The sequence below is a fragment of the Dinoroseobacter sp. S124A genome (assembly GCF_049801015.1).
Lineage (GTDB): Bacteria > Pseudomonadota > Alphaproteobacteria > Rhodobacterales > Rhodobacteraceae > Dinoroseobacter.
Map to the genome: position 1 here is coordinate 742,026 of NZ_JBNAGD010000001.1, position 16,085 is coordinate 758,110.

25 protein-coding genes are annotated in these 16,085 nt (G+C 62.6%); 21 read left to right on the plus strand and 4 right to left on the minus strand.

The window, feature by feature from the left end; genetic code table 11:
• Nucleotides 1-34: 34 nt before the first annotated feature.
• A complete protein-coding gene (locus ACP15I_RS03620) occupies nt 35-481 on the minus strand; it encodes a hypothetical protein (RefSeq protein ID WP_424966800.1) in 447 nt (148 codons plus the stop codon).
• A 299-nt stretch (nt 482-780) separates the two neighbouring features.
• Here ACP15I_RS03620 and ACP15I_RS03625 point away from each other — a divergent pair, with 299 nt between their 5' ends.
• The 4 genes from ACP15I_RS03625 to ACP15I_RS03640 all read left to right on the plus strand — a co-directional run bounded on the left by ACP15I_RS03625 (nt 781) and on the right by ACP15I_RS03640 (nt 3,492).
• Nucleotides 781-1,296, plus strand: coding sequence for a hypothetical protein (locus tag ACP15I_RS03625; protein ID WP_424973918.1), 516 nt, complete (start codon nt 781-783; stop codon nt 1,294-1,296).
• Complete coding sequence (locus ACP15I_RS03630) at nt 1,293-1,691, plus strand: phage holin family protein (protein WP_424973919.1); 399 nt, start codon at nt 1,293-1,295, stop codon at nt 1,689-1,691. The genes ACP15I_RS03625 and ACP15I_RS03630 overlap by 4 nt, the downstream gene beginning before the upstream one ends.
• On the plus strand, nt 1,684-2,457 hold the full coding sequence (locus tag ACP15I_RS03635) for a hypothetical protein (RefSeq protein WP_424973921.1): 774 nt from the start codon (nt 1,684-1,686) through the stop codon (nt 2,455-2,457). Before ACP15I_RS03630 ends, ACP15I_RS03635 begins: the two co-directional genes overlap by 8 nt.
• A gap of 72 nt (nt 2,458-2,529) precedes the next feature.
• Nucleotides 2,530-3,492, plus strand: a complete 963-nt coding sequence (locus tag ACP15I_RS03640) for an AI-2E family transporter (RefSeq protein WP_424973922.1) — start codon at nt 2,530-2,532, stop codon at nt 3,490-3,492.
• Nucleotides 3,493-3,563: 71 nt separating this feature from the next.
• Here ACP15I_RS03640 and ACP15I_RS03645 read toward each other — a convergent pair whose 3' ends face one another.
• Nucleotides 3,564-3,725 (minus strand): DUF1328 domain-containing protein, encoded by a 162-nt coding sequence (locus tag ACP15I_RS03645; protein ID WP_424966795.1) that lies wholly within the window; start codon nt 3,723-3,725, stop codon nt 3,564-3,566.
• Between the two features lie 157 nt (nt 3,726-3,882).
• On the opposite strand from ACP15I_RS03645, the gene ACP15I_RS03650 reads away from it, so the two are divergent.
• The 7 genes from ACP15I_RS03650 to ACP15I_RS03680 all read left to right on the plus strand — a co-directional run bounded on the left by ACP15I_RS03650 (nt 3,883) and on the right by ACP15I_RS03680 (nt 7,861).
• Nucleotides 3,883-4,191 (plus strand): hypothetical protein, encoded by a 309-nt coding sequence (locus ACP15I_RS03650; RefSeq protein WP_424973923.1) that lies wholly within the window; start codon nt 3,883-3,885, stop codon nt 4,189-4,191.
• Between the two features lie 95 nt (nt 4,192-4,286).
• On the plus strand, nt 4,287-4,568 hold the full coding sequence (locus ACP15I_RS03655; protein ID WP_424966793.1) for a hypothetical protein: 282 nt from the start codon (nt 4,287-4,289) through the stop codon (nt 4,566-4,568).
• Nucleotides 4,569-4,721: 153 nt separating this feature from the next.
• Nucleotides 4,722-5,573, plus strand: coding sequence for a mechanosensitive ion channel family protein (locus ACP15I_RS03660; RefSeq protein ID WP_424973924.1), 852 nt, complete (start codon nt 4,722-4,724; stop codon nt 5,571-5,573).
• Nucleotides 5,574-5,617: 44 nt separating this feature from the next.
• Entirely contained in the window at nt 5,618-6,574 is a 957-nt protein-coding gene (locus tag ACP15I_RS03665) for an amidoligase family protein (RefSeq protein WP_424973925.1), read from the plus strand.
• Nucleotides 6,571-7,293: a gamma-glutamyl-gamma-aminobutyrate hydrolase family protein gene (locus ACP15I_RS03670; RefSeq protein ID WP_424973926.1), complete on the plus strand. Its 723-nt coding sequence runs from the start codon at nt 6,571-6,573 to the stop codon at nt 7,291-7,293. The genes ACP15I_RS03665 and ACP15I_RS03670 overlap by 4 nt, the downstream gene beginning before the upstream one ends.
• Before the next feature lie 75 nt (nt 7,294-7,368).
• The gene (locus tag ACP15I_RS03675; protein ID WP_424966790.1) at nt 7,369-7,563 is read left to right on the plus strand and encodes a hypothetical protein; all 195 of its coding nucleotides are present in this window, start codon (nt 7,369-7,371) and stop codon (nt 7,561-7,563) included.
• 124 nt (nt 7,564-7,687) lie between these two features.
• Entirely contained in the window at nt 7,688-7,861 is a 174-nt protein-coding gene (locus ACP15I_RS03680; RefSeq protein WP_424966789.1) for a hypothetical protein, read from the plus strand.
• An 81-nt stretch (nt 7,862-7,942) separates the two neighbouring features.
• Here ACP15I_RS03680 and ACP15I_RS03685 read toward each other — a convergent pair whose 3' ends face one another.
• On the minus strand, nt 7,943-8,797 hold the full coding sequence (locus ACP15I_RS03685) for a formate/nitrite transporter family protein (protein WP_424973927.1): 855 nt from the start codon (nt 8,795-8,797) through the stop codon (nt 7,943-7,945).
• Between the two features lie 152 nt (nt 8,798-8,949).
• On the opposite strand from ACP15I_RS03685, the gene ACP15I_RS03690 reads away from it, so the two are divergent.
• The 5 genes from ACP15I_RS03690 to ACP15I_RS03710 all read left to right on the plus strand — a co-directional run bounded on the left by ACP15I_RS03690 (nt 8,950) and on the right by ACP15I_RS03710 (nt 11,849).
• Nucleotides 8,950-10,407, plus strand: a complete 1,458-nt coding sequence (locus ACP15I_RS03690) for a TrkH family potassium uptake protein (protein ID WP_424973928.1) — start codon at nt 8,950-8,952, stop codon at nt 10,405-10,407.
• 5 nt (nt 10,408-10,412) lie between these two features.
• A complete protein-coding gene (locus tag ACP15I_RS03695; protein ID WP_424966786.1) occupies nt 10,413-11,063 on the plus strand; it encodes a potassium channel family protein in 651 nt (216 codons plus the stop codon).
• 77 nt (nt 11,064-11,140) lie between these two features.
• On the plus strand, nt 11,141-11,413 hold the full coding sequence (locus ACP15I_RS03700) for a DUF7218 family protein (RefSeq protein WP_424973929.1): 273 nt from the start codon (nt 11,141-11,143) through the stop codon (nt 11,411-11,413).
• A 7-nt stretch (nt 11,414-11,420) separates the two neighbouring features.
• Complete coding sequence (locus ACP15I_RS03705) at nt 11,421-11,633, plus strand: DUF2945 domain-containing protein (protein WP_424973930.1); 213 nt, start codon at nt 11,421-11,423, stop codon at nt 11,631-11,633.
• A gap of 21 nt (nt 11,634-11,654) precedes the next feature.
• The gene (locus ACP15I_RS03710; protein ID WP_424966783.1) at nt 11,655-11,849 is read left to right on the plus strand and encodes a PLDc N-terminal domain-containing protein; all 195 of its coding nucleotides are present in this window, start codon (nt 11,655-11,657) and stop codon (nt 11,847-11,849) included.
• A gap of 216 nt (nt 11,850-12,065) precedes the next feature.
• On the opposite strand, the gene ACP15I_RS03715 is transcribed toward ACP15I_RS03710, so the two are convergent.
• The gene (locus tag ACP15I_RS03715; RefSeq protein WP_424966782.1) at nt 12,066-12,794 is read right to left on the minus strand and encodes a Crp/Fnr family transcriptional regulator; all 729 of its coding nucleotides are present in this window, start codon (nt 12,792-12,794) and stop codon (nt 12,066-12,068) included.
• Nucleotides 12,795-12,855: 61 nt separating this feature from the next.
• Here ACP15I_RS03715 and ACP15I_RS03720 point away from each other — a divergent pair, with 61 nt between their 5' ends.
• The 5 genes from ACP15I_RS03720 (at nt 12,856) to ACP15I_RS03740 (ending at nt 16,059) form a co-directional block, all read left to right on the plus strand.
• A complete protein-coding gene (locus ACP15I_RS03720) occupies nt 12,856-13,221 on the plus strand; it encodes a hypothetical protein (protein ID WP_424973931.1) in 366 nt (121 codons plus the stop codon).
• A gap of 203 nt (nt 13,222-13,424) precedes the next feature.
• Nucleotides 13,425-13,643 (plus strand): DUF1328 domain-containing protein, encoded by a 219-nt coding sequence (locus tag ACP15I_RS03725; RefSeq protein WP_424966960.1) that lies wholly within the window; start codon nt 13,425-13,427, stop codon nt 13,641-13,643.
• Nucleotides 13,640-14,002 carry a hypothetical protein gene (locus tag ACP15I_RS03730; protein ID WP_424973932.1) on the plus strand — a complete coding sequence of 121 codons (363 nt, stop codon included), beginning with the start codon at nt 13,640-13,642 and terminating at the stop codon, nt 14,000-14,002. Before ACP15I_RS03725 ends, ACP15I_RS03730 begins: the two co-directional genes overlap by 4 nt.
• A gap of 12 nt (nt 14,003-14,014) precedes the next feature.
• Nucleotides 14,015-14,404 carry a hypothetical protein gene (locus ACP15I_RS03735; protein ID WP_424974117.1) on the plus strand — a complete coding sequence of 130 codons (390 nt, stop codon included), beginning with the start codon at nt 14,015-14,017 and terminating at the stop codon, nt 14,402-14,404.
• Nucleotides 14,404-16,059, plus strand: a complete 1,656-nt coding sequence (locus ACP15I_RS03740) for an acetolactate synthase large subunit (protein ID WP_424973933.1) — start codon at nt 14,404-14,406, stop codon at nt 16,057-16,059. Before ACP15I_RS03735 ends, ACP15I_RS03740 begins: the two co-directional genes overlap by 1 nt.
• Nucleotides 16,060-16,085: the final 26 nt, after the last annotated feature.

The following is a 16,085-nucleotide window of genomic DNA, read 5'->3' on the forward strand; positions in this document are numbered from 1 at the left end:
GGGGGCCACACACTACACTCCCCCGAACATCGGTTTACCCGAAGACGATCTGCTCAAGACGTTCCTTGGTGAAGTTCTCTTCACTGGTGTCCAGTGCAAGGATCTCGGCTTTCTTCTCGTTGGACAGGCTGTCGGCGTCCACGGCAATGTCGTACTCGTCAAGAATACCCTGGACCACGTCGCTTTCCGGGATGTTCACTTCGAGCTCGACGTCGGGCGTCGCCACATAACCGTCAACGGCGGTGTCGGACGCACTCACACCCACGATCTGCTCCAGACGCTGCTGCGTAAAGTTCTCTTCGGTCAGGTCGAGAGCTTTGATCTCGGCCAGCTGCTCCATGCTCAGGGCGTCGGCATCAAAGGCAATGTTGTACTCATTCAGGGTCGTCTGCGCCTCGCGCACCAGGTCCATCTTGGCGTCGGCGAGAACCGGAGCGGCCAGAAGGGTCAGGGCGGTGGTGTAGGTCAGAATGCGTTTCACGGTGAAACTCCTATGGTAGTTACGTTTATGTGGCGCGGTCTCACCGTGCCACTTGCATCCACAACACGCCCCCCCGACCGATAGTTCCGAGAAAGTTCGAACCTTTTCGCAAAAGACCGGCGCCAGCGCGCCTCGCCGGCTCGGGGCATACTTCTGTTATAAGGGCACCTGAATCGCATCTGAATTTCTGCGATTTTTGTCGGAGCCAGCACTGTCGTCCCGGTTGTTTCGGCGAGCCATGGAACCGGCTGGTGCGGCGCGGCGTTACCTCTCCAACTGTCAAACCGCAGGAGGATGCGATGGCGCATTGTGATACAGACACGTCCAAGACACTTTCCGAAACCGCTCGTGAGCAGGTTCGCCGGACCGCTGACGACGCAAAGGACACGGTCAAGCGCGAACTGAAGAGCCACGCGGAGGACATGCGTGACAAGGCTGCGACCGAGACGCAGAAAGTGGCGAATGCAGCCGATGCGGCGGCTCAGGAGTTCGATGCGGGCACGTTGCAGGCACAGGCCGCCAGCCAGGTGGCTGACGCGCTGGAGCAGGTCGCCGCCCAGGTTCGCACGACCGATCTCGACCGTCTGGCCCGGACGGCCAGCAGGTTCGCCCGTGAAAACCCGGCGCTGTTTGTCGGCGGTGCTGCCTTGCTTGGTCTGGCGGCCACGCGGTTCCTCAAGGCCCGCGCTCCTCAGGCGGAGCGTCCGGTCGCCGCTGCGGCTCCCGCGTATCATGACGCGTCCACATGGCAGGATGACGATGATCCCTGGGGTGCCCACGGATCTGCGAACCTGACCGGGCGGGGTGCGGTATGAGCCATCCTGATGATATCAAGCAGGCGCCGTCGCATTTCGTGAATGCGCTGCGCCAGTTCACGACGCTGGTTCAGGACGAGATCGCCCTGATGCGCGTCGAGCTGTCCACGTCGCTGTCAAAGGCGGGCACTGGCCTTGCCATGATCGGCGTGGCCGCGCTGACCGCGCTGGTTGCGCTCAACACGCTGGCCGCGGCCTTCGTCGACTATCTTGCCATGTCGGGCATGAGCATCGGCACGGCGGCCCTCATCGTAGCGGGTGTATTGTTCACTGTGGCGATCGGGCTCGTGATGGTCGGCAAATCGCGGCTGAAGCCCGAGGCGCTGATGCCCGAGCGGACGGCGGAGAACATCAAGCGCGATGTCGCGCATATCAAGGAGGCCACCGATGTCTGAAGAACGACTTGATCATATCGAACGTCGCGTGGCGCGGGACCGGGCCGCACTGACCCAGTCGCTGGACGCCCTCGCCAATACCTTTGCGCCAGAGCGCATGTCGCAAACAGCCGAGGGCTACGCCGTGGAAATCGGTCAGCAGGTCTGGGGTGAGGCGAAGAAGAACCCGGCCGCCTTTGCACTGGTCGGTGCAGGGCTCGCTCTGCTGATGAGTGGTGCCGGGAGCCGGGACCGCGTTGCATCTCCGACGCCTGCGGCGGATCCGGTCGATGCCATGGACGGCTTCGACGCGCGCGTTGCCGCCGCCGATGCGCAGATCCGGCAGGATGCGACGGGCGAACGACGCCCGAAAGTCTCGTCGCGCCGGTTGCGTGCTGCGGTGAATAGCGGGCTTGAGCGTCTCAACCCCGAAACCCGGGCGCGTGTTCTGAAGCTGCGCCATCAGGCGATCGCCACCCAGATGGAGATCGAGTCCCGAGCCGAACGCACCGCGCGTAAAGCAGGGGCCGCCTATGGCCGCCAGCCGCTGGCCTTCGGGGCCGCCGCGTTCGGGATTGGCGCATTGATCGCCTCGGCTCTGCCGAGCTCGCGACGTGAAGATGAGCTGCTCGGCGCGCATCGCGACCGTCTGATGGGGGCTGCCTCCGATATGCTGCAGTCAGAGCTTGCTGCCCTCCGTGCGACAGACGCCACGGCTCCGACGGCGCCTGCAGCCACGAGCGCCGATGCGAGCCATGTGACGGGCAATGCCTATGCGCGTCACTGATCTTACGACCCGTTTTCGGTTGCACGGCCTCTGATGTTGTCCGTGCTTCTATCCGAGCGAAGTGCTCGGCTCATGCTGCTCCTCCTGACGATCATCGGAGGGGCAGCTGCCCTGTATCTGGCCAAGCCCATTCTCGCCCCCGTTGTGCTGGGGCTGGTGGTTGGGGTCGTGGTTTCCCCGATTGCCGATCGGCTGAGCCGATATGGTGTGCCTCGCGTGATCGTTGCCGTATCGGCCTTGATCACGGCCTGTCTGGGCATCACCGGTTTTTTCCTGATGCTCGAGCCATTGATCTCGGCCCTGGTGTCGAAACTTCCCAAAATTCGCGCTGAGATTCAGAACTGGGCAGAAACCATGTCGAATGCCCTGCGCGGGATCGAGGAGCTGAGCGCCGAAATCGAACGCACGGTCGGCAGCGATGCCGAGGTGGATTTGGGCGAAAGCATTCCCACGGTCATGGACGCCCTGCTGCTGGCACCGAATTTCGGAGCGCAGATCCTGATATTCGTTGGAACTCTGTTTTTCTTCATTCTCGCGCGCAATGACATCTACAATCAGGCCGGTGCATTCCGGAACAATCTCTTTCGTGCGGATCGGGCTGTCTCGCGGTATTTCGCGATGGTGATGCTGGTCAATGCCGGGCTGGGCTTGGCAACTGCGGTGGTTCTGACCGTAGTCGGGGTCAACAACGCCATACTCTGGGGGTTCACGGCGGCTGTCTTGAACTTCGTGATCTACTTGGGGCCGATCATTGTGATGTTCGGGTTGCTGGTTGCGGGGCTGATGCAGTTTTCGGGGGCGATGACCCTGTTGCCGGTTGTCGCATTCCTGTGCCTCAACCTCGTGGAGGCGCAGTTCGTCACGCCGGCTTTCGTTGGCCAGCAATTGCAGATAAGCCCGCTGGTCATCTTTATCGCGATTGTCTTCGGGCTCTGGCTCTGGGGACCGATCGGGGCGATCGTGGCGCTTCCGGTCTTGCTGTGGATGTATGCCGCGATGTCGGCGGAGCGTGAATCGCAGCTCATTACCACATAAAAAAAGCCCCATCTGGTTCAACCAAATGGGGCTTTTAATCAGACCGCCCTGCGGTCTCGGGTCGTTCCATGTCAGCTCCGTACGGCGCGCAGCACCAGAGTGGCAATCGCGAGCACAACGAAGACGATGAAGAGAACCTGAGCGATGCCAGCACTGGCAGACGCGATACCGCCAAAGCCGAAAACGGCGGCGATGATGGCGACGACGAAGAAGGTAACAGCCCAACCTAACATGATTTATTCCTTTCAGACGATTTCAGACTTGTATCCTCCCAACGCTGCGCTAGCGAAAAAGGTTCCATCCTGAACCGGCAGGGTTGTGACGGGAAAAGGGGAACAAAAACTGCGGAAGCGACGTTGATCCACGGAAAGCAATCCAAAGGAGCACACGATGTCCTTCGCCGAGTACAATACTGACGCGACACCCGAATCCGCGACCCCCGAGACCAAGGCGCAGGAGATCCGGGCAGAAGCTGCAGAGCAGATTTCCGAGATGACCGAGCGCACCAAGGCGCAGGTCAATGCCGGTCTGCAGGACCTGCAACGTATGAGCGACGAGTTGAGCACCGAAGTGTCCCGCGCCGTAACCTCGGCCACCGAAGAGGGGACGCGTTTCGTGCGCGAGCATCCGGGTGCTGCACTTGCCGGCGCTGTCGGCCTCGGCGTGCTCGTCGGTCTCGCGCTGCGTCCGCGCAGCTAATCCGCCGCGCGCTTCGATCTAAGATCCCGAAAAGTTGGGAACAATTTCCGAAGCGCCGCGTTGACACCCCAGAACACAAGTAAAGGAATTCAACCATGAAAACCCCGTATATTGTCGTCGCCGCCGTGGCCGCTGTCATCCTGATCGCCGGGACCACCTACATGGTCGATGTTGAGCAGACCGAAGAAGCAGCCCTGCCTGAAGTGTCCATCGAAGGCGGCAACATGCCCGAGTTTGACGCCGAAGTGGGTGATGTCTCTGTGGGTGAAACCACTGTGACCGTGCCGACCCTCGAAATCGAGAGCCCTGAGGAAGAGCGTCGCGCGGAATCCGGTTTTGCCGACACGGATAGCAGCAATACCGTGACCGCGAACTGATCCACCCCAGGATCTTTTGCCAAGAGCCCGGACCTTGTGTCCGGGCTTTTTCATGTCCGCTCTGTCGAGGCGGAACCCGGATGCGGGGAAGGGCGTTTTGACCGTATGGAAGATCTCATGCAGACACTGCCCGACGACGCCCTTGCCCCCCTCATGGACCAGCTTCAAAGCTGGGCCGAAGCCAGCCTCGCCGCGCTGCCCCGGCTGGGCATTGCCCTTCTCCTCCTCTTGTTCACGGCCCTGGCGGTCAAGATTGCCCATAGCCTTGTGCGCCGGATCGGAGGGCGCGCAAGGATGCGGCGCAATCTGATCGACGTCCTGCAGCTGCTGAGCTCGGTCACCTTCTGGCTGATCGGCGGGTTGATCGCACTGACGGTTGTCTTCCCGACGGTGACGCCCGCGCGGGCTTTGACCACGCTCGGTCTCGGGTCGGTTGCGATCGGGTTCGCCTTCAAGGACACGTTCGAGAACTTCCTCGCCGGGATCCTGATCCTTCTGCGCGAACCGTTCCAGATCGAGGATTACATTGAGTGTGATGGTGTCGAAGGCCAGGTCGAGGCGATCACAATCCGCGACACCCATATCCGTCAGACCGACGGTCAGCTGGTGGTCGTCCCGAATGCCGAGCTGTTTCACAACCCGGTCACCGTGCGCACGGATCGCGATGTGCGCCGCGCGACGCTCATCTGCGGGGTCGCCTATGCCGAGAATGTCGACGAGGCGCGCGAAGTGATCGAAAAGGCCGTGCGCAAGGTCGATCTGGTGCGCGATGATGTGCGGGACATCCAGGTATTTGCGCAGGCCTTTGGCGCAAGTTCGATCGACTTCGAGATCACGTGGTGGACAGGCTCTCGGCCCGTCGATATCCGCGCGAGCCGAGATCAGGTCGTGGCATCGGTGAAAGCGGCGCTGGACGATGCCGGGATCGAAATCCCGTTCCCCTATCGCACGCTGACGGTCAACGGGCCGATCCCGGTCGAGCCCGTATCACCCTCATCCGGATAAGCCGCCGCTAGGGAACCATTTCCGCATGTGGGCGTTGAGCGTTCATGACCCATTTCATTCCGCTCCCGTTTCCCGACCTCGCCAGTGGCAGGCCGCGCCGTTGTGGCGTCGAGATTGAATTTGCCGGCCTGACCGAAGCACAGGTCGTGGCCTTGATCCTCAACGAATTGGGGGGGGAGCTGGGACAACATTCGCGCCACGCGGCGACGGTCACAGGAACCGAACTGGGCGATATCCGAGTGGAGCTCGATTTCTCGCTCGCCCATGACCATCCGTCCGAGTTGCTGGAGACGGGGATCGGGCTTGCACGTCCCCTGATCCCCGTAGAGGTGATCACCGAGCCGCTGGATCCGGCCCAGTTGCCCATTCTCGACGCGCTTTGCGCGGCCTTGCGGCGCGAAGGGGGCGAGGGAACCGGCCAAAGCATGTTGCGCGGATTTGGCGTCCATTTGAATGTGGAGGCGCATGACCCGGACGAGGCGTTTACCCGCCGTACCATTCTCGCCTTTGCACTGCTGGAGCCTTGGCTGCGTGCGACCCTCCCGCCGGATAACACCCGTCGGGTGCTGCCCTTCGTGAACCCCTGGCCGGTTGGGCTGGTCGATGCGCTGGTTGCCGACCCCGATGCGCCGTTCTCGATCCAATGCGCGCATTACGCAGCCCATGTGAAGACGCGCAACCACGGGCTCGATCTCTTGCCCCTGTTCAAGTTTCACGCGCCGCAGGCCTATGCGCGCGCCTTCCCCGATGCATTCAAAGTGGCCGCACGCCCGGCATTCCATTTCCGGCTGCCCGATTGTCGCCTGAATGATGCGGATTGGTCTCTGTCTGAGGCGTGGAGCATGTGGCGCGCGGTGGAAACCCTGGCTGCGGCGCCGGACTTGCTGACGACCCTGTGTTCCGCCTGGACGCAGCATCGAAAGCAACTGTTTGGTGGGTCGCGCAAATGGGCGCGGACGGTCTCTGATCTCACGATCCCGCAATCCCGGGAAGCGTCATGACACGCCCTGTCATTGGCGTGACCACGTCCAACCGCTCGGGCTGGCGTGTCTTTCCCATCATCAATTTGAACCTCTGGGTGACCGGTGGGCGTGGCCTGCGCTGGGGTGCCGGGCGACCGGTGGATCTCGACGCGGTTGATGGCATCGTCATTGGCGGCGGGGATGATATCTCGCCAGAGCTTTACAGCATGGACATCAAGACGACCGCACGGCTCGACCCCGCGCGGGACGCTCTTGAACATGAGTTGGCGCAGGACGCCCTGTCCCGGCATATCCCGGTGCTCGGTATCTGCCGGGGCGCGCAGATGCTGAACGTCGCTGCCGGGGGATCGCTGCATCAGGATGCGTGGACAGTCTATCCGGACGCCAAGCCGATCACGACGGTGATGCCCAAACGCAAGGTTCAGATCTGCGACAAGACCCGGCTGAGTTTCATCGCCGGTACAGACACCATGCGTGTCAACGCGCTGCATAGCCAGTCGGTCGACCGCGTGGGGCAGGGGATGCGCATCGCCGCGCAGGATAGCGCCGGAATGGTGCAGGCCATTGAGGGGGTGACCGATCCGTTCACGCTCGGCGTTCAATGGCATCCGGAGTATCTCATCTATGCCAAGCGACAACGCGCCCTGTTTCGCGCGCTTGTCGTGGCGGCGCGCGCACGCGCTGCGCAGCGGTTGCAGACGCCGGAGGTGACGCAGGACGCGCTCGCATCTTTCTGAGCCTCCCCGGTTGGAACCCGGCCTGCCATCCGCGCGTTGGGCCTGTAACTACATGCAGTTTGCAAAGGAGACATCATGTCCGCGCCGAACACGAACCTCGAAACGCAGAGAAAACGCCATATCGGGCCCCTTGTCGGGATTGCCTTGGCCGTAGGCTTCGCCGCGTTTCTGTTTCTGGCGTATCTCTTCTTTCTGGCGGATGAGGGCACACCGCCGGTGGAACCCGAAACCCAGATCGATGGACGAACGGGCGCCGTGATCGAGAACTGACGCCCCCAACAGGTGAGATCGCAAAGGCCGGAGCACAGCACTCCGGCCTTTTTTCGTGGTGGAAAGGAACCGGTCTGAGGGCGGGGCGTTAACCTTTCATCTTCCAAACACAAGGAAACGTCCCATGGATATGACCCAGCTCGTTGTCATTCTGTTTCTGGTCACCGCCTTTGCCGTGATCGCCTTCGCGCTCAGCAGCAAGTACAAGGTTGAAAAGCGCATGGAGGACCCCAACGCGCCGAAATCCAGCCTCGCCAAGGATGGTCCGGATCATCGCAACGCGGAAACCACAAACTGACGCCCGGCCAAGATCGCCGCGCAAGGAAAAACCCTCCCGCCGCAAGGCAGGAGGGTTTTTTGTTGGTCAGAGCTCAGTCTGCTAGTCGGCAGGCTTGGCAACCTCGGCGCGGGTCTGGGCCCAAGCGAGCATCGTGAAGACGACTGTTCCGCCCACGACGTTGCCAAGCAGGACCGGCAGGAAGAACCAGAACACCGCCCGCAGGGGCCCGAGATCACCGCCGAGCATGGCATAGGCCATTTCGACCGAGCCCGCGATGATATGCGTGAAGTCCCCGAGCGCGATGAGCCATGTGATCAGCAGGATCAGCCACAACTCACCACCGCGGGCCATTGGCATCATCCAGACCAGAGCGGCGATCAGAACACCGGCGGGAATACCGCGGGCGAAGCCTTCGATCATGCCCATCCCAGTCGCGTGGGCGCTGAGTTCTGCCACGGCGGTCGCCACCTCGTCGCTCAGGACAGGGGCCACCTGCAGAAAACCCCCGGCGATGAACGCGCCGACCACATTCGCCAGCAGAACGATGCCCCAGAGTTCTGCCGTGCGCTTGTAAAGGTTGTCGCAAGGATTGATGAGCACCGGCACGACCGTCGTGATCGTGTTCTCGGTGAACAGCTGCATCCGTCCCAGAATAACCAGCACGAAGCCCAGCGAATAACCGAAATTCTCGATGATATAGGCCCATTCCGCATCCGGCAGATGGGACCGGAGCAGCGCCTCCCCCAACACGGAAAACGAGATCAGGATGCCGGCGGCGATCCCGGAAAACCACAGCGCCACGTTGGGGCGGCTCAGCTCCTCCTCGCCGCTTTGTCGGATCGTTTCGAACAAAAGCCGCGAGGGCATCGCGGAAGCTTCTTCCACCAGCCGCTGCTCGTGCGGCGTTTCCGTCAGTGGCTCGGCCGTCGTGGTCGGGTCAACGCTTTGGGACATATACGTGGCTCCTGCATGGTGGATGTCACAGGACAAACCAACCAAAGCGCCACTTCGTTCCAAGATATAGGGAACCCGGGGTAACCGCCGCGCGTTGCAGGTGCAATGCTGAACCCCCCTTTCCCTGTTTCACCGGCCCGCGAGGCCCGGTCATGAGCACGATCACCCGCGACGGGTCCTCGGGGAGCGACACGCTCATACAGCGGGCGCGCCCGGCGATCGTTCTCATCACGATTTCCAAGCATGCCCCGGCCTGCGCTGTCGTGTTCCTCCCACCCGCGATCTGGGCGGGGGTCGAAGGGTCATGGGACCTTGCGGCCTGGATGTTGCTGGCCGCGACCCTTTCGATGCTGGGCTGGATTGCCAGCTATAGCCGCGCGCTGCCTCGCGATCTGCGCAAGGTGGAGGCGATGGTCAGTGTCGCGCTCTTGTTCGCGCTGGTGCCGGTGTTGGCGATCCCGTCCTTCATCACGCTTGGAATGCCCCCGGTGGACGCCCTGTTCGAAGGCATGAGCGCGATCACGACCACGGGCCTGTCCGTCGCGCGCGACCCGGACAGCTGGCCGTTTTCGGCTCATGTCCTGCGATCCTGGATGCAGTGGTGCGGGGGGCTCGCCATGGCCACGGCGGTACTGGCGCTGCTAGTCTCGCCGGGGCTTCCGGCGCGAAAACTGGGCGATGCGGGGATGGACAGCGACGATCGGATCGCCTCCACCCGGACACAGGCGCGCCAACTCCTCGGAGTGTATTTCGGTCTGACCCTGGTCCTGAGTGCCCTGACCGCACTCGTGATCCCTGACGCCAAGGAGGCGTTGGTCCTGACCTTGTCGGCGATTTCAACCGGCGGGTTCGCCCCCCGATCCGACAGTCTGGCAAGCTACAGCCTGCTAGGGCAATCGATGGTCATTCTGTCCTGCACGGTGGGGGCGGTCTCCCTTCTGTTCTACGTCTATCTTCTGCGCGGGCGTGTTGGTGAGGCGTGGCGTCTGGGCGCGGCGCAACGGATGCTGCGCGCGCTTCTCTTTCTGGGTGCTTCGGCACTCGTTCTGCAGCTGCCATGGGGCGGGTCGATATCGGCCGATGCCTTCCTCGATCTGGTGTCCGGGGCCACGACGGCCGGATTTTCGACCGGACCCATGCCTATGGGCGGGCCTTTCCTGATCTTGCTGCTCATCGCGATGGTGATGGGGGGGGACGTGGGCTCGACCGGCGGCGGGATAAAGCTGATGCGCGTCGGTCTGTTGCTGCGCGGCGTGCGCCACAGTCTGAGCACCGCGCGGCTTCCGGATCGGGCGGTGGCGCCCCTGCGGCGCCGGGGGAGGCCAGTATCGGATGCGGTGCTGATCAGCCTGCTCGCGCTGCTCGTCCTCTATTTCGGGACGATGCTGGCGGTGTGGAGCCTGTTTCTCGCGCATGGTCACCCTGGCTTGCCCGCCTTGTTCGACACGATCTCGACCTTGTCGACGGTGGGCCTGTCCACCGGGATCGTCGGGGCGGATCTCAGTCCGGATCTCAAACTTGCCCTGACCCTGGCCATGTGGCTCGGGCGGCTCGAATTCATCGCGGTGCTCGTCCTCGTTCTGCCGCGCACGTGGTTCAGAAAGAGGTAGTCATCATGCGTATCGTCATCGTCGGCGGCTCCAAGTTCGGGGTCGCCACCGCCGAAAGACTGATCGAGCTCAACCACGAGGTTGTGCTGATCGACCGCGACCGGGAACGGCTCGAACGCCTGGCCGAGCGGCTCGATTGCGGGATGATCGAAGGGGACGGTACCCTGCCGACCACCCTGCGGGAGGCGTTTTCCAGCGAGAAGGACAATCTGATCGCGCTGACCAACGCCTCGGACGATAACATCCTCGCGTCACTGGTGGCACGGTCCATCGGATATGGTCGGGTCGTCCCGCAGATCGTCTCGCCCGAACTGCTCGATGTGTGCCACGAATTGCAGCTCGATGATGTGATTACCCCCCATGCAACCGTGGCGGAGAGCATCTGCCACGGGCTTGAGGAACGCGCCGAGATCGTCGAGGAGACCAGCCTGCAGGCCGAGTTGCGCTTGCGGCGGATGACCCTTCCGGACAGGACGGAGGACACGATCCTCGCGGACCTGCCCCTTCCGGAGGACGTGAGGGCCGTGGCGCGGATCCGGGAAGGCCACGAAAAACTGGCATCGGCAGAAACGGCCCTGACTGCGGGCGATTGCCTGCTTCTGGCGGGTCCGCCGGTTACGCTGGATACCCTCGCGGACAGTATTTTTGCACCGTAACCGGGAACCCTCGCGTTAATGGCGCGTTCATCTTTCAACACACCGAAGTTCCGCCCATAGCCGAAAGCTGAGACCCGATGCCCGATCATGGCAGCCAGATCAAGGATGGTGACACCTACGACGCGCTTCGGCGCGAGGGTGCCTCCAAGGAAAAGGCCGCGCGGATCGCGAATGCACAGGCCGCCAGTCGGCAGGGCGACACGGAAAACCCCGCGTCCAAAGGCGGGAAGGCCCCTCCTTATGAGGAGTGGCATAAAACCGAGCTCTATGACCGGGCAAAGGCGCTCGGCATTCCAGGCCGCTCGGACATGTCCAAGGCAGAGCTGATCGACGCCCTGCGCAACCATTGAGGAGACAATGAGTTTTCAAGTCGGACAGAAAGTCGCCTGGGACTGGGGGAATGGCACTGCCGAAGGCAAGGTCACCCAGATCTATACCCGCAAGGTCAAGCGAACGATCAAGGGCACCGAGGTTACGCGCAACGGCTCCTCGGATGACCCGGCCTTGCTCATCAAGCAATCCGACGGCGACGAGGTGCTCAAGAGCAGCGCCGAAGTGCGCGCGGCCTGAATTCAGCAAAAGGAGGCCCCCATGGGCATTGAAATTACCGGACTCGGAGGACTGATCCTCCTTGCACTCAACATCTGGGCGTTTGTCTCGATCATCGGCTCTACCGCGAGCACGGGGTCCAAGGTGCTGTGGTGCCTGCTGGTGCTGGTTCTGCCGCTGCTCGGCTTCCTGATCTGGTTGTTTTTCGGCCCCCGCAACGCCCGGGGTCCTGCCTGATACCTGAGGTTCTCGCGCCAGAGCTGCCCATCGCGCGCGAGCCGGCAAGCCGACGTCCCCTTCCTGTTGCTTGCCAAATACCTGACCTCCCCTTCGGGGGAGGTTTTTTTATGCGATTTGGTTGGGAGCAGGTCGGGTACGAGGCGCTCACCGTCAAAGCCCGGCCGCGGAAGAGCCCGCCACATGGGGTGCGGCGGGCCGTCTCGTTAAGTGGTGTCAGATTAGCGGTCGTCGCTGGACTTCCGGCTCGTCGACCATGCCGCACGCGGCCAGCGCCTCGGCATCCTGGATCTTCAACAGACCATCGCGCCAATCAGCGAGCCCGCGTTGGCGCAGAACGGCAAGCGTCTTGTTCGTATGCACCAGAGACAGACCCAGCGCATCCGCAAGATCCTGCTGCTTGTAGGGCAGGGGGCATTCATGTTCCTTCGCAAGCCCAATCGCCTTGGCCCGCGAGAAGAAGCGGTAAAGCGCCCAAGCAATTTTCTCCAACGCACCCTTCTGGCCCACACTGGCCAGAGCTTCGCCCAGGAACCGCTCTTCGACGGCGGCGAGGAAGGTCAGATCATAAGCCCGCTCGGGATGGGACTTGAACAGGTTCCAGATCTCGGTGCGATTGAAGACGCACAGGGTCATGTCCGTGGTGCTCTCCACAGAGTGGTGCATCTGGCCCATGACGCTGGCCTGAAGACCGATAAAGTCCCCGGGCAGAACGAAACTTACGACCTGCCGGCTGCCATCGGCCAATGTCTTGTAGCGTAGCCCGTGGCCCGAGAGACATGTATAAAGCTGTGCCGCGTTCGACCCTTCGATCAGAAGTTGAGTCCCTGCGGAAACCTTCATCTCACCCGTCTTGAACTTGCGCATGAAGGCGATTTCGTCATCGTTGATCTGCGTGAACAGAGGTTTCTTGCGCAACGGGCATGCGGAGCAATCAACTGTCATTTTCGTGTTCCTGTATGTCGTAGATTAATGCGCGGTCGAGTGGGGCATGCGATGGTGTCACGTGTCGGCGATCTGGAGAGTCTATATGCAACCTGCGCCGCGCGCTTTGATTTTGTCGACCAATGCGGTCGAAGCTCAGGACCTGGCGGAGATGCTGGACACATTCTTCGGAATGACCAGTGCCGTATGCCGCTCCTTGGATGCAGCACATGACATTGCGCGGACCCATCTGGCGACGCTCGAAGTCGCCTTTGTCGCCGCGTCGCTCAGGGCCGCAGATCAGGGCAACCTGGTGGCCAAACTGAAGGCGGCGCAAAGCAAGGTCGTCCTGATCGATGCCGATCCCGGACTGGCTGACAGGCTGGGCTTCAACGCGCTGTTGCGCCCCTTTCTCGCCGAGGATGTACGCGCCGCCCTAGAAGACTAGGCGCATAGGCTTGCTCGGGGCCCCGAAGGGCGCGCGAACTGTTCGGCGGAGCGTCCGCGCTCTTGCGAGCGACGTCGGGATGAACGACGATCATATCTATCTCCTTTAAAGATACTACGCGTAGTCCGGATGAGAGTTCCCGGAACCTTTCCGTTTTTCGGACGTTTCGTCGTCGGAGACACGAGGGTGTGAAAGGAACTGTGATGTCAGCTTGGGCCCTTGTGTTTTTCTGTGCGGCGACTGTCTCCGCAGTTTTCGGATTTACGGAAATCGCCGAAGCCTCTACCGGGATCGCCAGGATCTTGTTCGGCGCGTTCGCGGTGCTCTGCGTGCTGTCGCTGGTCGCACATGTCCTTGTCGGGGATCAGAAAAAGCGACCGAGGGCCGGAAACCGGCTCCTTTCCAAGCAGGAGAAACCATGAACCGCAGAGATGCGCTGACAGACGTTTTCATGACTGGGATCCACCGACCGACCGACGAGACATCGAATTTTCGACAGGCGGTTGAAGGCGTCGCGCGGGACGTGTTGACGATCAAGAAGAACGCCCGTGCCTCCGCTTCGGCGCGGGTTCTATCACGCCTGGCTGAACCCGATCGCGTTCTGTCCTTTCGCGTCACCTGGGAGGGAGACACGGGCGGGACGCTTTACGCGCCCGATGGCCTGTCTGCCGAGGCGGTGGGCTGGGTGCAGGCGCGCAAGGCGGCGGGCGAGAATATGGCTTCGCCGCCCCCGGGCTTTGGCGCCAGCTATCTGGAGGGAGCCTCTCCTTGGGAGATCTAAGCCGACATCGCACTGCCGTATGCCAAGCAAAACGAGATCGATGCCGCCGAGGCGCAGACCTTTTTGGCCTCGGGCGTAGCACTGGTCGCGGAGGGCGCCGACATGCCGTTGACCCATGAGGCCGAGGAAGTGTTGAGCGACAAGGGCCTCCTGATCTCGCCCGGCAAGGCCGCAAATGCGGGAGGGGTCGCCGTCAGTGGCCTCGAGATGAGTCAGAACGCCATCCGGCGCAGCAGGACAGCAGAGCGGGTCGACCGAGACCTGCGAGACATCATGCAAAGCATTCACGATCAGATTGCCGCGGAAGGCCGCTCTGGCGCGGTGATCGATTACAGGCGCGGTGCAAGTATCGCCGGCTATCGCAGGCTGGCCAAAGCCATGTCGGCACAAGGAGTTATCTGATGGAAACCACCGCGCAACAGACCCGCCAGGGGGCCGAGCTTTTGATCGATGCGCTTGAGGCTGCCGGGATCGACACAGTGTTCGGTGTTCCGGGCGAGGAAACCACGGCGCTGATGAGCGCCGTGTCGGCCAGTGACCTGAACTTCGTTCTGTGCCGGCACGAGCAAGCCGCTGCCTTCATGGCGGGCGTCCATGGCCGCCTGACAGGGCAGCCAGCCGTCTGCCTCGCCACACTCGGGCCGGGCGCGACCAATCTCGTGACCGGCGTTGCTGATGCGACGCTCGATTTCGTGCCGATGATCGTGATCACCGGGCAGGGGGCGTTGGACCGGCTGGGCCGCGAAAGCCACCAGATCATCGATCTCGAGGCCTTGTTCGCGCCCGTCACGAAGCAGAGCAAGACCCTGCTGAATGCAGAGAGTATTCCCGGCGCGGTTGCCGAGGCCGTTCGGATTGCGCGGGCGGAGAAGCCCGGCGCCGTGCATCTGTGCCTGCCCGAAGACGTCGCCAGCGCGCAGAGCTCGGCCCCCATTGTGATGACGCCGCCGCCTGGCTCCCCGTTGCCGGACGAGACCGCGCTGCAACAGGCGTGTGATCGGATCCGTCAGGCGGACCGGCCGGTACTGCTTGTCGGGGCAGGGGCGCTGCGGGCGCAGGCCGCCGCAGCCACGCGCCAGTTTGCCGAGGCGACCGGGATTGCCGTGGTCACAAGTTTCATGGCGAAAGGTATCCTGCCGCCGGATCATCCGCTTTCCCTGTTCTCCGTGGGACAGCCCGAGGGCGATTATATCGACATGGGGCTCGAGGCCGCCGATCTGATCCTGTCGGTCGGGTTTGACCCCGTCGAGTACCCCTTGTCGGACCTCACGCGAGACGGGGTGACGCCCGTGGTCCATCTGGGCGAGACCGACGCCCCGGCCGATGCAGGATGGCAGGTGACCGCGCAGGCAACCGGGTCTCTGACCGCAAGCCTGGAGGCGCTCTGTGATCTGCTGGACGGGCACCGCTGGGAGATGCCGAGCACCTTTGCGGCGGTGCGGGACGGCATGCAGAAAACCATGGCCCGCTCTCATACGGTCTCGCCGAAGGGTCCCATCGCTCCGCAGGATATCTGTGCCGAGATCACCGCACAGCTGTCGCCCGATGATACGGTTCTGTCCGGGGTCGGGTTGCACAAGCTCTGGGTGGCGCGGCACCTGCTGCCCAAACGGCCGGGTCAGGTCATCATTCCCAACGGCTTGGCCGGTATGGGGCTGGCCCTCCCCGGCGCGATGGCTGCTGCGCGCCTTCAGTCCAAGGGGCGGGTGCTGGCAATTTGTGGCGATGGCGATGTTCTGATGAATGTGCAGGACATGGAAACCGCCGCGCGTCTCGGGCTCGATCTGACCGTGTTGGTCTGGGAAGATGGCGGTTACGCCCTGATCGACGAACATCAGGACAAAGAGGAGGGCGAGACACCCGAATTCCGGTTCGGCCGTCCCGATTGGGGGCGGCTTGCCAAAGCGTTCGGCTGGAGCCACGGCGCGGTCACTGGATTGGCGGATCTGGCGGAGGTCTTGCGTGCGGCACAGGACTGCGCGGGACCCACGCTGATCTCGTTGCAGGTCGATTACGACGCGGGGGGCGGCCTTCCCGGGATCAGAAAGGCGGCCTGATGGGGAACTCGTTCCGGGTTCGGACG

What these genes read in the sequence shown, in the direction of transcription:
- ACP15I_RS03625 (WP_424973918.1), top strand. Translation starts at nt 781, where the DNA reads ATGGCGCATTGTGATACAGACACGTCCAAGACACTTTCCGAAACCGCT.
- ACP15I_RS03630 (WP_424973919.1), top strand. Translation starts at nt 1,293, where the DNA reads ATGAGCCATCCTGATGATATCAAGCAGGCGCCGTCGCATTTCGTGAAT.
- ACP15I_RS03635 (WP_424973921.1), top strand. Translation starts at nt 1,684, where the DNA reads ATGTCTGAAGAACGACTTGATCATATCGAACGTCGCGTGGCGCGGGAC.
- ACP15I_RS03640 (WP_424973922.1), top strand. Translation starts at nt 2,530, where the DNA reads ATGCTGCTCCTCCTGACGATCATCGGAGGGGCAGCTGCCCTGTATCTG.
- ACP15I_RS03645 (WP_424966795.1), bottom strand. Translation starts at nt 3,725, where the DNA reads ATGTTAGGTTGGGCTGTTACCTTCTTCGTCGTCGCCATCATCGCCGCC.
- ACP15I_RS03650 (WP_424973923.1), top strand. Translation starts at nt 3,883, where the DNA reads ATGTCCTTCGCCGAGTACAATACTGACGCGACACCCGAATCCGCGACC.
- ACP15I_RS03655 (WP_424966793.1), top strand. Translation starts at nt 4,287, where the DNA reads ATGAAAACCCCGTATATTGTCGTCGCCGCCGTGGCCGCTGTCATCCTG.
- ACP15I_RS03660 (WP_424973924.1), top strand. Translation starts at nt 4,722, where the DNA reads ATGGACCAGCTTCAAAGCTGGGCCGAAGCCAGCCTCGCCGCGCTGCCC.
- ACP15I_RS03665 (WP_424973925.1), top strand. Translation starts at nt 5,618, where the DNA reads ATGACCCATTTCATTCCGCTCCCGTTTCCCGACCTCGCCAGTGGCAGG.
- ACP15I_RS03670 (WP_424973926.1), top strand. Translation starts at nt 6,571, where the DNA reads ATGACACGCCCTGTCATTGGCGTGACCACGTCCAACCGCTCGGGCTGG.
- ACP15I_RS03675 (WP_424966790.1), top strand. Translation starts at nt 7,369, where the DNA reads ATGTCCGCGCCGAACACGAACCTCGAAACGCAGAGAAAACGCCATATC.
- ACP15I_RS03680 (WP_424966789.1), top strand. Translation starts at nt 7,688, where the DNA reads ATGGATATGACCCAGCTCGTTGTCATTCTGTTTCTGGTCACCGCCTTT.
- ACP15I_RS03685 (WP_424973927.1), bottom strand. Translation starts at nt 8,797, where the DNA reads ATGTCCCAAAGCGTTGACCCGACCACGACGGCCGAGCCACTGACGGAA.
- ACP15I_RS03690 (WP_424973928.1), top strand. Translation starts at nt 8,950, where the DNA reads ATGAGCACGATCACCCGCGACGGGTCCTCGGGGAGCGACACGCTCATA.
- ACP15I_RS03695 (WP_424966786.1), top strand. Translation starts at nt 10,413, where the DNA reads ATGCGTATCGTCATCGTCGGCGGCTCCAAGTTCGGGGTCGCCACCGCC.
- ACP15I_RS03700 (WP_424973929.1), top strand. Translation starts at nt 11,141, where the DNA reads ATGCCCGATCATGGCAGCCAGATCAAGGATGGTGACACCTACGACGCG.
- ACP15I_RS03705 (WP_424973930.1), top strand. Translation starts at nt 11,421, where the DNA reads ATGAGTTTTCAAGTCGGACAGAAAGTCGCCTGGGACTGGGGGAATGGC.
- ACP15I_RS03710 (WP_424966783.1), top strand. Translation starts at nt 11,655, where the DNA reads ATGGGCATTGAAATTACCGGACTCGGAGGACTGATCCTCCTTGCACTC.
- ACP15I_RS03715 (WP_424966782.1), bottom strand. Translation starts at nt 12,794, where the DNA reads ATGACAGTTGATTGCTCCGCATGCCCGTTGCGCAAGAAACCTCTGTTC.
- ACP15I_RS03725 (WP_424966960.1), top strand. Translation starts at nt 13,425, where the DNA reads ATGTCAGCTTGGGCCCTTGTGTTTTTCTGTGCGGCGACTGTCTCCGCA.
- ACP15I_RS03730 (WP_424973932.1), top strand. Translation starts at nt 13,640, where the DNA reads ATGAACCGCAGAGATGCGCTGACAGACGTTTTCATGACTGGGATCCAC.
- ACP15I_RS03740 (WP_424973933.1), top strand. Translation starts at nt 14,404, where the DNA reads ATGGAAACCACCGCGCAACAGACCCGCCAGGGGGCCGAGCTTTTGATC.